At 69.5% G+C, this 13784-nt stretch carries 14 protein-coding genes; all 14 read left to right on the forward strand.

Annotated elements, in window-relative coordinates; genetic code table 11:
• Positions 1-103 precede the first annotated feature (103 nt).
• The 14 genes from metK to trpC all read left to right on the forward strand — a co-directional run bounded on the left by metK (position 104) and on the right by trpC (position 13757).
• Entirely contained in the window at positions 104-1300 is a 1197-nt protein-coding gene (metK, locus tag JE033_RS00270; RefSeq protein WP_200328691.1) for a methionine adenosyltransferase, read from the forward strand.
• A 9-nt stretch (positions 1301-1309) separates the two neighbouring features.
• The gene (locus JE033_RS00275; RefSeq protein WP_200328693.1) at positions 1310-3361 is read left to right on the forward strand and encodes a hypothetical protein; all 2052 of its coding nucleotides are present in this window, start codon (positions 1310-1312) and stop codon (positions 3359-3361) included.
• Between the two features lie 54 nt (positions 3362-3415).
• On the forward strand, positions 3416-4348 hold the full coding sequence (locus JE033_RS00280; protein WP_200328695.1) for a methionyl-tRNA formyltransferase: 933 nt from the start codon (positions 3416-3418) through the stop codon (positions 4346-4348).
• Positions 4345-5844 (forward strand): RsmB/NOP family class I SAM-dependent RNA methyltransferase, encoded by a 1500-nt coding sequence (locus JE033_RS00285; RefSeq protein ID WP_200328697.1) that lies wholly within the window; start codon positions 4345-4347, stop codon positions 5842-5844. The genes JE033_RS00280 and JE033_RS00285 overlap by 4 nt, the downstream gene beginning before the upstream one ends.
• Positions 5845-5947: 103 nt before the next feature.
• Positions 5948-7351, forward strand: a complete 1404-nt coding sequence (locus JE033_RS00290) for an MFS transporter (RefSeq protein ID WP_234037147.1) — start codon at positions 5948-5950, stop codon at positions 7349-7351.
• Positions 7352-7360: 9 nt separating this feature from the next.
• On the forward strand, positions 7361-8023 hold the full coding sequence (gene rpe / locus JE033_RS00295) for a ribulose-phosphate 3-epimerase (protein ID WP_090149299.1): 663 nt from the start codon (positions 7361-7363) through the stop codon (positions 8021-8023).
• Positions 8024-8078: 55 nt separating this feature from the next.
• On the forward strand, positions 8079-8342 hold the full coding sequence (locus tag JE033_RS00300; RefSeq protein WP_090149295.1) for a phosphoribosyl-ATP diphosphatase: 264 nt from the start codon (positions 8079-8081) through the stop codon (positions 8340-8342).
• A gap of 93 nt (positions 8343-8435) precedes the next feature.
• Positions 8436-9278 carry an ATP phosphoribosyltransferase gene (gene hisG, locus JE033_RS00305; RefSeq protein WP_090149288.1) on the forward strand — a complete coding sequence of 281 codons (843 nt, stop codon included), beginning with the start codon at positions 8436-8438 and terminating at the stop codon, positions 9276-9278.
• Positions 9279-9289: 11 nt separating this feature from the next.
• Positions 9290-10072, forward strand: coding sequence for an imidazole glycerol phosphate synthase subunit HisF (gene hisF, locus JE033_RS00310; protein ID WP_200328699.1), 783 nt, complete (start codon positions 9290-9292; stop codon positions 10070-10072).
• Positions 10069-10437 carry a phosphoribosyl-AMP cyclohydrolase gene (hisI, locus tag JE033_RS00315; protein WP_370567871.1) on the forward strand — a complete coding sequence of 123 codons (369 nt, stop codon included), beginning with the start codon at positions 10069-10071 and terminating at the stop codon, positions 10435-10437. The genes hisF and hisI overlap by 4 nt, the downstream gene beginning before the upstream one ends.
• 38 nt (positions 10438-10475) lie before the next feature.
• A complete protein-coding gene (locus JE033_RS00320) occupies positions 10476-12059 on the forward strand; it encodes an anthranilate synthase component I (protein ID WP_200328701.1) in 1584 nt (527 codons plus the stop codon).
• A complete protein-coding gene (locus JE033_RS00325; protein WP_200328703.1) occupies positions 12049-12651 on the forward strand; it encodes a Trp biosynthesis-associated membrane protein in 603 nt (200 codons plus the stop codon). Before JE033_RS00320 ends, JE033_RS00325 begins: the two co-directional genes overlap by 11 nt.
• 100 nt (positions 12652-12751) lie before the next feature.
• Positions 12752-12985, forward strand: coding sequence for an HGxxPAAW family protein (locus JE033_RS00330; RefSeq protein ID WP_090149265.1), 234 nt, complete (start codon positions 12752-12754; stop codon positions 12983-12985).
• 1 nt (position 12986) lies between these two features.
• Entirely contained in the window at positions 12987-13757 is a 771-nt protein-coding gene (trpC, locus tag JE033_RS00335) for an indole-3-glycerol phosphate synthase TrpC (RefSeq protein ID WP_200328705.1), read from the forward strand.
• The last annotated feature ends 27 nt before the right edge of the window (positions 13758-13784 follow it).

Genomic DNA, 13784 nt, shown 5'->3' on the forward strand with positions numbered 1-13784 from the left:
CAGCAGTGTCGGTGGCGTCGGATACCCTGAACAGGGTCCGGCGCCACTGGCGTTTCCGGCCGGGGTTTCCTCCCCGCATCCGCCCGTCATCTTGAGGAGTACCGTGTCGTTGCGCCAGTTCACGTCAGAATCAGTCACCGAGGGGCACCCCGACAAGATCTGCGATCGCATCTCCGACACGATTCTCGACGCGATGCTCGCGCAGGATCCCGGCGCTCGCGTAGCGGTGGAGACGCTCGTGACGACCGGGCTCGTGCACGTCGCTGGTGAGGTGTCGACGAGCGGATACGTCGAGATCCCGCAGCTGGTGCGCGACGCGGTTCGAGAGATCGGCTATACGAGCTCCGAGATGGGGTTCGACGCGTCGTCGTGCGGCGTCTCCGTTTCGATCGGTCAGCAGTCGCCCGACATCGCGGGTGGCGTCGACACCTCGCTCGAGGTGCGCAGCGGCTCCGATGATGCCGACGACGAGCTCAACCGGCAGGGAGCCGGCGACCAGGGAATCATGTTCGGGTTCGCGACCGATGAGACGCCGGAACTCCATCCGTTGCCGAGCTGGATCGCGCACCGGCTGGCCGAGCGCCTCACCGAAGTGCGAAAGAGCGGGGAGCTTCCCGAGCTGCGCCCGGACGGCAAGACGCAGGTGACGATCGGCTACGACGGCGATCGGGCAGCGAGTGTCGAGGCGATCGTCGTGTCGACCCAGCACCACGTCGACATGACGCAACCGGCATTGAGAGATGCGGTCGAGCGTTTGGTGATCCGCCCGGTGCTCGAGCGCGTCGAACTCGCGAGCGCTCAGGCCGAGCTGTTCATCAACCCGGCCGGGCCCTTCGTCGTCGGCGGTCCGATGGGCGACGCCGGACTCACCGGACGCAAGATCATCATCGACACCTACGGCGGCGCCAGCCGTCACGGCGGCGGTGCCTTCAGCGGCAAGGATCCGTCCAAGGTCGACCGCTCCGCGGCCTACGCGATGCGCTGGGTCGCGAAGCACGTGGTGCGCGCCGGTCTCGCTGCGCGCGCGGAGCTGCAGGTCGCCTACGCGATCGGACGTGCGCATCCCGTCGGGTTGTACGTCGAGACGTTCGGCACGGAGACGGTGCCGCTCGACCGGATCGAACGAGCCGTTCGCGACGTCTTCGACCTGCGCCCACTCGCGATCATCCGCGACCTCGAGCTGCTGCGCCCGATCTATGCGCAGACGAGCGCGTACGGCCACTTCGGGCGCGAACTGCCCGAGTTCACCTGGGAGTCCACTCCTCGCGTCGCCGAGTTGCGGGCCGCCGCGGGCCTGTAGGCGAGCCGCATGCCGGCCGCGACAGCGTTCACGACGGCTGAATCAGCGCAGGGGCGACCCATCGCCCAGATCCTGCTCGATTCGGCGCTCCCGCAGCTCGACCATCTCTTCGACTACGCCGTACCGCCTGAGCTCGCCGACGACATCCGCGTCGGCCAGCGCGTGCGCGTGCCCTTTCGCTCGAAGGAGCGGAAGACCTTCGGGTACGTGATCGGCTTCGCCGACCGCAGCGACTTCGGTGGGGAGCTCTCGCCGATCGCCGACATCGTGACCCTCGTGCCCGTGCTCTCCGCCGAGGTGTGGAGGCTCGCCCGAGCGGTCGCCGATCGGGCCGGCGGGTCAGCGGGCGACATCCTGCGGCTCGCGATCCCTACCCGCCAGGTGCGCGTCGAGAAGCAGCATCTCGCTGCGCGGGCGGCCGCGGAAGCTGACGCGGCCACTCCCGACGCCGCCGAGCCTGAGGTCGAAGAGCCGGAGGTCGAAGAGCCGGGAACGCCGGAGCAGGGCATCGCCGAGCAACTGGTCGGCGGCTCCCGCCTGGCACTCACCGCTTCGCACGGGCCCGATCGGCTGCACACCGGCGAATGGGTCGGCGGCTGGGCGGTGCAACTCGCCCGCACGGCGCTCGCCGTGCACGCGCTCGGACGCAGCGCGATCCTCATCGCGCCCGATTACCGCGACCTGGACCAATTGCGCGACGCCCTCGCAGCGCTCGGGCACGAGGACGTCGTTCGCGTCGATTCCCGGCAGTCGAACGCGGAGCGCTACGCCGGCTTCCTGCGCGCTCGCGACCCGGAGCCCCGCGTCATCCTCGGCAATCGGTCCGCCGTCTACGCCCCGGCCCACGCGCTCGGGGCCATCATCATGTGGGACGACGGCGACCCCGTGCTCGCCGAGCCGCTCGCTCCGTACGTGCATGCCCGCGACGCCGCGCTCGTCAGAGCCGAGCAGGAATCGGCCGGCCTGTTCTTCGCCGCGCACGCCCGCAGTGCCGAGGTGCAGCGGCTCGTCGACCTTGGGTACGTGCACGCGCAGCGCAACCCGCCGAAGCGCGCCCGCGTGGTGCACGCGGACGCATCGCTCGCGCCCGACGCCTTCGCGGGGCGCGTTCCCGAGTTCGCGGCGAGGACGATTCGCGAGGGACTGCGCACCGGCCCCGTACTCGTGCAGGTCGCGACGCCCGGCTACGCCCCGGTTGCGGTGTGTGAAGACTGCGGCGACCTCGCGCGCTGCGGTGTCTGCAACGGGCCGATCGGCTTCCGGGTGATCGGGCGCGCCTCATGCCGGTGGTGCGGCGAGTACGCGAGCGACTGGCACTGCCGCACCTGCGACGGCAGACGACTCGTGGAGCGGGGCATGGGGTCGGGGCGCACCGTCGAGCAGTTCGAGCGCCAGTTCGAGGGCGCCAGAGTCCTGCTCAGCGACGGCGAGCATCCCCGCGAGCGCGTGGACGCTCGCCCGGCTATCGTGGTCGCCACCCGCGGGGCCGAGCCGCTGGCGGCGGGGGGATATCGCGCCGTCGTGCTGCTCGACGCCGAGCGCCTGCTCAGCATCGAGACGCTGCGTGCGGGTGAGGACTGCCTGCGCTGGTGGGAGAACGCGGCTGCGCTCACCGCCCCAGACGGCGTCTGCCTGATGGCCTCGGGCGGCGGGCCGGTGGTGCGCGCATTCGTCACCGGACGCGCGGATGAATGGTTGCACGGGGAGCTGCGCGATCGGCATGCCCTCCGCTACCCCCCTGCCGTGCGCGTGGCCAGCGTGAGCGGCGGGCCCGAGGAGGTCCAGCGCGCGCTGCAGCAGCTCGAGTCGTTGCCGGGCGTCGATCATCTCGGCCCGACTCCGCTTCCCCCCGGCGGCATCGCGAAGACCCCGCAGGGACTCGTCCGCGCGATCGTCCGCTTCGATTACGGCCACGGTGCGGAGGTCGCGAGGCGATTGCGCGGTGCGCTGGTCTCAGACGCGGCCGGGTCCGCGTCCCGCACGCGGGGCCGCGCCCCCGGTCGAGCGCGGCCAGAGGCGCTCAGGCTCCGGTTCGACGATCGCGGAGTCTTCGACGGATGACGGGTGGATCTGGTGCGCGCGGCGGGAGCGGTGCGGGCGTGGGAGAATGGCCGGATGCGGATCGTCTTTGCCGGAACCCCTGAGTTCGCCGTACCCAGTCTCCACGCGCTTCGCGCCGCCGGGCACGAAGTCGTGGGAGTGGTCACCCGCGAGGATGCTCCGCTCGGGCGGAAGCGCGTGCTCACCCCGTCGCCGGTCGCGGTGGCGTCCGAAGCTCTGGGAATTCCGGTGCACCGGACGAACCGTCTCGATGACGAGGCCACTGCCTGGGTGCGTCAGCTCGCTCCCGAGCTCGGGGTGATCGTCGCGTACGGCGGCCTCGTTCGAGAGCCGCTGCTCAGCACGCCGGAGCTCGGGTGGATCAACCTGCATTTCTCCGCGCTGCCGAAGTGGCGCGGTGCGGCTCCCGTCCAGCGCGCATTGGAGGCGGGGGAGCAGCGCCTCGGCGTGACCGTGTTCCGCCTGGTCGCAGCGCTCGACGCCGGCGACATTCTGACGACGGATTCGCGGCAGTATCCGGAAGGAACGTCTGCGGGCGCTGCGCTCTCAGATCTCGCTTCGTTCGGCACCGGCGCGCTCGTCGAAGCCGTGGAACTGCTCGGGGCGGACCCCGCGGCGGGCGCGCCTCAGGTCGGAGAGGCGAGCTACGCCGAGAAGCTCACGCGCGAAGACGGTCGCCTCGATCTCGGGCGCGGGGCCCGTGACGTTCTCGCGCAGTGGGCCGCGATGACGCCGGAGCCCGGGGCCTACGCGATGCATGACGGGGTGCCGTTGAAGGTCAGGGAACTGCGCGCCCCGTCGGGCTCCGACTCACCACCGGGCGTCGATGCGATGCAGGCCGGCGCGGTCGGCCTGCTGGAGGGAAGGGCGATGCTCGCCCTCCACGACGGGATGCTCGAGCTGGTGCGGGTGCAGCCGGCGGGAAAACCGGCGATGGACGGCGCCGCGTGGTTGCGCGGACGCGATGGACGGGCGGAACTCGCATGAGCGGAACGCAGCACGGCGCGCGCGGCCGGGGCCGCAGCGGCGGCGCACGGGGCGGAAGGCCGGACCGGCGCGAGAGCGCCGAGCGGAGCGGAGCGGCCATCTCGCCCGCTCGGCTCGTCGCTTACGATGTGCTGCGCGATGTCGAGGATCGCGAGGCCTATGCGAATCTCGCCCTCCCGGGGCGTATCCGAGAGGCGGGGCTCGATACGCGCGACGCTGGCCTCGCAACGGAGCTCGCCTCCGGCGCATTGCGGTGGCGCGGCAGGTACGACCGGATCATCGAGCTCGCGGCAGATCGCGAGATCGAGCGCATCGATGCCAGAACGCGCAACGTCCTGCGGTTGGGCGTTCATCAGCTGCTCGGCATGCGTACCGCGCCGCACGCAGCGGTGAACGAGAGCGTCGAGCTGCAGCGGCGCGTGGGCAACCGCGCAGCGGCCGGCTTCGTGAACGGCGTGCTCAGGAGTATCGGGCGTGCATCGAATGAGGAATGGGATGCGCGGATCGCGGAGTCCGCCGCCGGGGTCGACGATGCCCGCGCCGCGCTCGCCTCGCACCCGGCGTGGGTGATTCGCGCCATGCAGGACGCGTTGCGGATCGAAGGGCGTGAAGACGAGCTCGACGCACTGCTGGTCGCCGACAACGCGGCTCCGCGCGTCAACGTCGCGATCCTGCCGGGCGCCGGGGTCACTCCGATCGAAGCTGCCGAGCGCGCTGCGGAGGCCGAGGTCGTCGTTTCGGGACCATCGCCGCTCGGCGTCGAGATCGGGGGCGGTGACCCCGCACGCGCCATCGCGGCCAGTGGAGCGCGGCGTGGATTCGCGCGTGTGCAGGATCAGGGTTCGCAACTCGCCGCGCTCGCGCTCACCCGCGCGCGGCCGGTGCGGCCCGGGGAGCGTTGGCTCGATCTGTGCGCCGGGCCCGGCGGAAAGACGGCCGTTCTGGGAGCGGAGGCGCTCATCGGGGGCGCGAGCGTGCGTGCGAACGAGGTTGCAGCGCATCGCGCGCAGCTCGTGCGGAACTCGGTCGCGGGAGTCGCGGGCGCGGTCGACGTGGTCTCGTTCGACGGCCGGGATGACGAGGCGTACGGCGGCGAACGGTTCGACCGCATCCTGGTCGATGCGCCATGCTCAGGGCTCGGCGCATTGCGGCGCCGGCCCGAAGCCCGCTGGCGGAAGCAGCCATCCGACCTCCCAGGGCTCACGCGGTTGCAGGCGGAGTTGCTGCAGGAGGCGTGCGCCCACCTCGCTCCAGGAGGAATCCTCGCCTACGTGACGTGCTCGCCTCACCTCGCGGAGACGCGGGTCACTGTGGATCGTCTGCTGCGCAGTCGAGCGGATCTGGTGGAGATCGATGCGCGCGCGGTGGTCGGGGAGGTGGCCCGGGAGCCCCTCGATCTGCCGGGAGACGGGTTGAGCGTCCAACTCTGGCCGCATCGACACGGTACGGACGCGATGTTCATCTCGCTCATCGAGCGCCGCGCGATCGACTCCTGATCTGGTGGATGTCGGAGGTCGGGCTTACCCTGTGAGCATGACCCCGCATCCGGAGCCGGAGGCACCGCCGCCTTCGACCGCGCCGACGCCTCCCGAGGGAGGCATGCGCACGTTCCTGCACGTGCTCGTGAACACCGCGGTCGCCAATCTCACGACCAACTTCCTCTGGTTCGCCGTGGTCTTCTGGGTCTACCTCGAGACGCGCAGCATTCTCGCGACCGGGGTGCTCGGGGCGGTCTACATGATTCTGATCGCGCTGTGCTCGATGTGGTTCGGCTCTCTCGTCGACCGGATGCGCAAGCAGCGGGTGATGCTCGTCTCTGCGGTGTCGTCGCTCGTCGCGTTCGTCACGGGGTGCGTGATCTTCTTCGTCGTTCCCGAGACCGAGCTCCTGCGTCTCGACCGCCCCTGGTTCTGGCTGTTCACGCTCATCGTGCTCGCCGGCTGCGTCGTCGAGTTGCTGCGCAACCTCGCCCTGTCCACGACCGTGACGCTCCTGGTGCCGACGGAGCGGCACGCGAATGCGAACGGCCTGGTCGGCACGGTGCAGGGGCTCGCGTTCATCGCGACGAGCGTCTTCAGCGGATTGTCGGTCGGGTTCCTCGGCATGGGCGGCACGATCCTCATCGCGACGGTGCTCGTCGGCGCGCCCATCGTCCATCTGCTCGCGCTCCGCATTCCCGAGCCTGAGATCGTGCAGGACCCGACGCGCAGCGCTGTCGATTTCCGCGGCGGCCTGGCGGCCATGCTCGCCGTTCCCGGCCTGATCGCACTCGTGTTCTTCTCGACGCTCAACAATCTCTCCGGCGGCGTGTTCATGGCGCTGCTCGACCCGTACGGGCTCGAACTCTTCCCCGTCGAAGTGTGGGGCATCGTGTTCGGAGTCGCCTCGACGGGATTCATCGTCGGCGGCGCCGTCGTCGCGAAATGGGGGCTGGGGAAGAACCCGATCCGCACGATTCTGATGCTCGCCGGGCTGCTGGGCGTGCTCGGCATGGTGTTCACCCTGCGCGACTGGCCCTGGCTCTTCATCTCGGGGATTTGGCTGTTCATGGCGCTGATGCCGGCGGTCGAAGCTGCAGAGCAGACGGTCATCCAACGCGTGGTCCCCTACGAGAAGCAGGGCCGCGTATTCGGTCTCGCTATGACATTCGAAGCCGCGGCAGCACCGATCACGTCACTGCTCATCGCCCCGATCGCGGAGTTCTGGATCGTGCCGTACATGGAGGAGCCCGCGGGAGCCGCCAGCTGGGGCTGGCTGCTCGGATCGGGCGAGAGCCGGGGTATCGCGCTCATCTTCGTGTGGACCGGCGCCGCCATGGTGCTCGTCGCAGTCGGTGCGTGCTTCACTCGCGCCTATCGCGTGCTTTCGCAGAGCTACGCTGCCGCTCCCGTCGCTCCTGCTGCCGCTGCCCCCGCGCCATCCGCTGCTGCCGCGCCCCCACCCGCCCCGGCGGGGCCGACTGTTACGGGCGACGGGGACGAGCCCGTGCGCAAGACGCCCTAGGCTGGGGTCGTGACCGCGCAGCGCATCAACCCGAGTATTCTGTCCGCCGACTTCGTGAACCTGCAGAGCGAACTGGAGGCGATCAGCACCGCCGACCTCGTGCACGTCGACGTGATGGACAATCACTTCGTGCCGAATCTCACGATGGGACCGCCCATCGTCGAGCGCATCCAGGGAGTCTCTCCGGTACCGCTCGACGTGCACCTGATGATCTCCGACGCGGATCGCTGGGCGCCCGGATACGCGGACCTCGGCGCCTACTCGGTGACGTTCCACGCGGAGGCCGCGGAGGATCCCGTGGCACTCGCGCGGGCGCTCCGGGCACGGGGAGCGCGCGCCGGCATCGCGCTGAAGCCGGGCACCGATCCCGAGCCCTACCTCGAACTGCTGCCCGAGTTCGATCAGGTGCTCGTGATGACCGTGGAGCCCGGCTTCGGCGGGCAGTCGTTCATGCACGACATGATGCCGAAGCTCCGTCGCGTCGCCGAGGCGAGGGCGCGCTTCGGTCTCGACCTCTGGTTGCAGGTCGACGGGGGGATCACAGTCGATACGATCGGGATCGCGGCCGAAGCGGGTGCCGACACCTTCGTGGCCGGTTCGGCCGTGTATTCGGGGGTGCCGGAGGAGCGGATCGCCGAACTGCGCACGGCAGCAGCGGCGCACGCGCACTGACCGGGCGACGGTCGGCGCGATCCGCCGTCGACGCGAAACCCGCTAGGCTGTTCACGTGAAATCGTTCGAGGCGCTCTTCGCCGAACTCAGCGAAAAGGCGGCCGCCCGCCCTGAGGGGAGCGACACTGTCGCCCGCCTGGACGCCGGGGTGCATGCGATCGGGAAGAAGATCGTCGAGGAAGCCGCTGAGGTCTGGATGGCCGCGGAGTACGAATCCGACGAGGCGTGCGCGGAGGAGATCAGTCAGCTGCTCTACCACCTGCAGGTGCTCATGCTCTCGAAGGGCATGCGTCTCGAAGACGTCTACGCGCATCTGTAGCATCGACGAGCGGGTCGCTCCGCACGTCGATGCTCGCCGCTGACCGCACTCACTGGCCGGCTCCTCGGCCGCACGGAAGGACTTTCACGCATCATGCTCCGCATCGCCGTCCCCAATAAGGGGTCCCTCTCTGAAACCGCAGCCGAGATGCTGGCCGAAGCCGGCTACTCGGGTCGCCGCGACAGCCGCAAGCTCGTGCACACCGATGCCCGCAACCAGGTGGAGTTCTTCTACCTGCGCCCGAAGGACATCGCGACCTACGTCGGCTCAGGAGCCTTGGATGTCGGCATCACCGGCCGCGACCTGCTGCTCGACTCCGGATCGGAATCGCGCGAGATCGCCGCACTCGAGTTCGGCGATTCGACCTTCCGCTTCGCTGCACCGGCGACGAGCGAGATCTCTGATCTCTCCGACCTCGCCGGCAAGCGCATCGCGACCAGCTACCCGAAGCTCGTCGATGACTTTCTGCGCGCGCGGGGCGTGGAGGCCGAGCACGTGAAGCTCGACGGAGCTGTCGAATCCGCCGTGCAGCTCGGCGTCGCCGACGCCGTCGCCGACGTCGTCTCGACGGGAGCGACCCTGCGCGCAGCTGGTCTGGAGATCTTCGGGCCGGTCATTCTCGAATCGACCGCGGTGCTCATCGGGGGGCCGAACGCCCACCCCGACATCGATCGACTCCTGCGTCGACTGCAGGGCGTGCTCGTGGCGCGCAAGTACGTGCTCATGGACTACGACTTGCCCGTCGAGCAGCTCGATGAAGCGTCTCGGGTTGCAGGCGGCATGGAGTCCCCGACCGTCTCGCCGCTGCAAGACGACCGCTGGGTCGCCGTCAGGGTGATGGTCCCCTCCGATGATGCCAACCAGATCATGGATCGGCTGTACGATCTCGGCGCCCGTGCCATTCTCGTGACCGCGATTCACGCGGCGCGCCTCTGAGAGGCTGCGAAATGTCGATCGCGACACGCGTCATTCCCTGCCTCGACGTCTCCGGCGGGCGCGTCGTCAAAGGCGTCAACTTCCTCAACCTGCGCGATGCGGGTGATCCCGTCGAGCTCGCCGCCAGGTACGCCGCGCAGGGCGCGGACGAACTCACGTTCCTCGATGTCACGGCAACAGTGGACGATCGGTCGACCACCTACGACGTCGTGCGTCGCACCGCGGAGCAAGTGTTCATCCCGTTGACCGTCGGCGGGGGAGTGCGGGGCCCCGAGGACGTCGCGAGGCTCCTGGGCGTCGGCGCCGACAAGATCGGGATCAACAGCGGCGCGATCGCCCGTCCCGACGTGATCGGCGAGATCGCCGACCGCTTCGGCGCTCAGGTGCTGGTGCTCTCGCTCGATGTGAAGCGCAGTCCGCGCACGTCGTCGGGCTTCGTCGTGACCACGCATGGCGGAAAGCGCGAGACCGACCTCGACGCGCTCGAGTGGTGCCGCGAAGCAGTGGATCGGGGCGCTGGCGAGCTGCTCGTGAACTCGATGGACGCCGACGGCACCCTCGCCGGCTTCGACCTCGAGCTCACGGCGCTCGTGCGCGAGATCTCCGAGGTGCCGATCGTCGCGTCGGGCGGCGCGGGGCGGCTCGAGCACTTCGCACCCGCGGTCGACGCGGGCGCCGACGCGGTGCTCGCCGCTTCGGTCTTCCACGACGGGACCTTCACCATCGGTCAGGTGAAGGCAGCGCTGGCGGCTGAGGGCCACACCGTACGCACCGCGATCTCAGGGGCTGAATGATGAGCGACATCGATCCCGTACCCAACGATCTCGTCTTCGCTCACGACGGCCTGCTGCCCGCGATCATCCAGGACGACGAGTCGGGCGATGTGCTCATGCTGGCGTGGATGGATCACGAAGCGGTGCGTCGCACGCTGACGACCGGGCGCGTGACGTTCTGGTCCCGTTCGCGTCGCGAGTACTGGAGGAAGGGCGACACCTCCGGGCATCGCCAGTACGTGCGCGGGGTGGCCATGGACTGCGACGGAGACACGCTGCTCGTGCGTGTCGTTCAGATCGGCGCCGCGTGCCATACGGGGACGCGCACCTGCTTCACCGATCGCGACGTGACCGCGCTCGTCGGCGATCCCTCAGGAGATGCCTGACGCACGGGCGCCCCGGGCGTCCGCGGTAGGCTGAAGCGGTGAGCCTGACCACCACGCGCGCCGCGTTCGACGCCGCGCGCGACTCCCATGCCGTCATTCCCGTCTGCCGCGAGATCTTCGCCGATGCCGACACGCCGGTCGGCATCTATCGCAAGGTCGCTGCCTCCCGCCCCGGCACCTTCCTGCTGGAATCGGCGGAGCAGGGAGGGGTCTGGACGCGCTTCAGTTTCGTTGGAGCCGGAAGCTTCGGCGTGCTCGGGGAGCGCGAGGGAAGAGCGCACTGGGCGCAGGACCGGGCGTTCGACGTCTCTGCCGAGCGGCTGCTTCCCGGGGGAGTCGACGCGCTGGCGCCGGTCGAGGCGCTCAGCGCGCTCTATGAGCGCTGGCGGTCGCCGCAGGTCGCTGGCCTTCCTCCACTCGCGAGCGGGTTCGTCGGATACCTCGGTTGGGAGACCGTGCGACAGTTCGAGAAGCTCGAGCACGGGCCCTCCACGGGTTCCGGCTTGCCGACGCAGGGCCTCAGCTTCGTCTCCGAACTCGTCGTCATCGACCACCGCGAGGGCAGTGTCGTGCTGCTCGCGAATGTGCTCAACGATGAGGCGCTCGGCGATCCAGCACCCCACGGCGCCGCCGGGTCGGCCGATGCCCAGTGGGCCGACGCGCAGGCCCGACTCGACGCCCTGCAGGCGGCGCTCGCGGCCCCCGAGCGCTCACCGCTGAACACCGTGGATCGCGAAGCGACCGCTGAGCCGACACGATTGACGAGCACGCCAGAGTACGTCGCTTCGGTCGAGGCGGCGAAGCGCTACATCGTCGACGGCGACATCTTCCAGGTGGTGCCGTCGCAGCGCTTCGACCAGACATGCACTGCGGACCCTCTCGATGTGTACCGAGTGCTCCGCCATCTCAACCCGAGCCCGTACCTGTACCTGCTGCAGCTCGAAGACGCAGCTGGCGAGCCGTTCTCGGTCGTCGGGTCGAGCCCGGAGGCGTTGGTCACGGTCCAGGAGGGCGGCCATGTGCTCACTCATCCGATCGCGGGCTCGCGCCCGCGCGGCGTCAGCATTGAGGAAGACCAGCAGTACGAGCGCGACCTCCTCGCCGATGAGAAGGAGCGCGCCGAGCACCTCATGCTCGTGGACCTGGCGCGCAACGATCTGCTGCGGGTGTGCGAACCGGGGTCGGTCGAGGTCACGGAATTCATGCGGATCGAGCGCTTCAGCCACATCATGCACATCGTCTCGAGCGTCGAGGGGCAGAAGCGGCCAGAGGCGAATCCGGTGGACGTCTTCCGCGCGACCTTCCCCGCTGGCACGCTGTCGGGGGCTCCCAAACCGCGCGCGCTGCAGATCATCGACGAACTCGAGCCGGTGCAGCGCGGCGTCTACGGCGGCGTCGTCGGATACTTCGGCCTCGGTGGGGCTGCCGATCTCGCCATCGCGATCCGCACGGCGACGATCAAGAACGGGATCGCGATGGTGCAGGCAGGTGCCGGCGTCGTCGCGGACTCGGTGCCGGAGACCGAGGACGCGGAGTGCCGAAGCAAGGCGGCTGCGCCGTTGCGCGCCGTCGCCATCGCGAACACGCTCCACGCACTCGGGGAGGCCGCTGATGCGTCCTAAGCTCCTCACCATCTCCGCGATCGCCCTCGTGGGAGCGCTCGGACTGCTCGCCGGATCTCAGACCTGGGTCTCGTTCATGGTCGACGGGACGCACAGCGTCGAAACGGTCGCCGGCCACGAGGTCAACGCAGCGGTGTCCCCGATCTCGATCGCCATCGTCGCCGCGGCCCTCGCGCTGACGATCGCCGGCCCCGTCTTCCGCCGCGCCCTCGGCGTCCTGGTCGCGCTGCTCGGCGCCGGGCTGACGGCGCTCACGATCAGCGTGCTGGCTGCGCCGCTCACGGCGATCACGGGAACGATCACGTCGCTCACCGGGATCTCGGGTGAAGCGACCACGGATCTCGTCGTCTGGAGCCGCCTCTCGGCCTGGATCTGGGTGTGCGTCGTCGCTGGCGTGCTCGCCGCGATCCTCGGCCTGGTCGTCGCCGTCTTCAGCGGCACCTGGGCGGCAGGCGGGCGGAAGTACGACGCCGCCCCGCGGCCGGCCGATGTCTCCACGAACACGCCGGACCGCATCTCGGACTGGGACGCGCTCTCGGGCGGAGACGATCCCAGCGACGGCGAGGCCGACGACGCGGGTCGGAAACGGTGACGTCGTGGGCGGCCGGCTCGCCGGGCGCTTGCGGCGGTGCCAGAACCCATCCCGGATTTCCGCTAGTCTGGGAACGTCGAAATCTGTTCAGAGGAGATTCATGAGTACCCAGCACGGAGACCCCGGCCACGGTGATTCGCCGGCCGCATGGACAGCGGTCGTGGTGATGCTGATCGGCATCGCCGCCGGAACCGTCTTCTTCTTCCTTCATATGCCCGTACTCGTATGGGCGTGTGTCGGAGTCGTCGTCGTCGGTGCGCTGCTCGGGTGGATCCTCTCGAAGGCCGGATACGGCGTGAACGGCCCGAAGTTCACCCCTCCAGCACACGACTGACGTGCTCGAAGATCTGCTCGCCGGCTCGCTCGAGGACGCGGCCTCGCGCCGCGAGCTCCGGTCGTACTCGGTAGTCGAATCCGATGCCCTCGCCGCTCGCCCGGCGCTCGACGCACTCGCTGCGCTCGCGCCCGCCGAGCACATGAAGGTGATCGCCGAGGTGAAGCGTGCCAGCCCATCGCGCGGCGATCTCGCCGAGATCCCGCTTCCACAGGACCTCGCGGCTCAGTACGAGGCCGGCGGTGCGAGCGCGGTGAGCGTGCTCACCGAAGAGCGGAAGTTCAAGGGATCCCTCGCCGACCTGGAAGCCGTGCGCAAAGCGATCAGCATTCCCGTGCTGCGCAAGGACTTCATCGGAGATGAGTACCAGGTGCTCGAGGCCCGTGCTTCCGGAGCCGATCTCGTGCTCCTCATCGTCGCCGCGCTCCCGCAGGACCGCCTCGTCCGCCTCCACGATGTGATCCGCGAGCTCGGAATGACGCCGCTCGTCGAGGCGCACAGCGCTGAGGAGGTCGCGCGAGCCGTGGACCTCGGCGCTCAGCTCGTCGGAGTCAACGCGCGCGATCTGCGCACCTTCGAACTCGATCGCGACCTGTTCGGACGAGTCGCGGACCAGATTCCGGCCGGCGTGATCCGCGTGGCGGAATCGGCCGTGCTCAACGTCGCGGATGTGGAGCACTACCGCGAAGCGGGAGCCGACGCGGTGCTCGTCGGCGAGGCGCTCGTGACGAACGACCCCATCGCGACGCTGCAGACCTACGTGAGCGTCTGAAGCGTCTCAAGCTGAAAAGGACACCAG

The sequence above is a fragment of the Leucobacter sp. L43 genome, from assembly GCF_016597785.1.
Taxonomy (GTDB): Bacteria; Actinomycetota; Actinomycetes; order Actinomycetales; family Microbacteriaceae; genus Leucobacter; species Leucobacter alluvii.

Excerpts from the sequence above, each read along its gene's own strand:
- hisF (WP_200328699.1), top strand. The coding sequence starts at position 9,290 with ATGTCGATCGCGACACGCGTCATTCCCTGCCTCGACGTCTCCGGCGGG.
- JE033_RS00275 (WP_200328693.1), top strand. The coding sequence starts at position 1,310 with ATGCCGGCCGCGACAGCGTTCACGACGGCTGAATCAGCGCAGGGGCGA.
- JE033_RS00285 (WP_200328697.1), top strand. The coding sequence starts at position 4,345 with ATGAGCGGAACGCAGCACGGCGCGCGCGGCCGGGGCCGCAGCGGCGGC.
- hisG (WP_090149288.1), top strand. The coding sequence starts at position 8,436 with ATGCTCCGCATCGCCGTCCCCAATAAGGGGTCCCTCTCTGAAACCGCA.
- JE033_RS00330 (WP_090149265.1), top strand. The coding sequence starts at position 12,752 with ATGAGTACCCAGCACGGAGACCCCGGCCACGGTGATTCGCCGGCCGCA.
- hisI (WP_370567871.1), top strand. The coding sequence starts at position 10,069 with ATGATGAGCGACATCGATCCCGTACCCAACGATCTCGTCTTCGCTCAC.
- JE033_RS00280 (WP_200328695.1), top strand. The coding sequence starts at position 3,416 with ATGCGGATCGTCTTTGCCGGAACCCCTGAGTTCGCCGTACCCAGTCTC.
- JE033_RS00325 (WP_200328703.1), top strand. The coding sequence starts at position 12,049 with ATGCGTCCTAAGCTCCTCACCATCTCCGCGATCGCCCTCGTGGGAGCG.
- JE033_RS00290 (WP_234037147.1), top strand. The coding sequence starts at position 5,948 with ATGCGCACGTTCCTGCACGTGCTCGTGAACACCGCGGTCGCCAATCTC.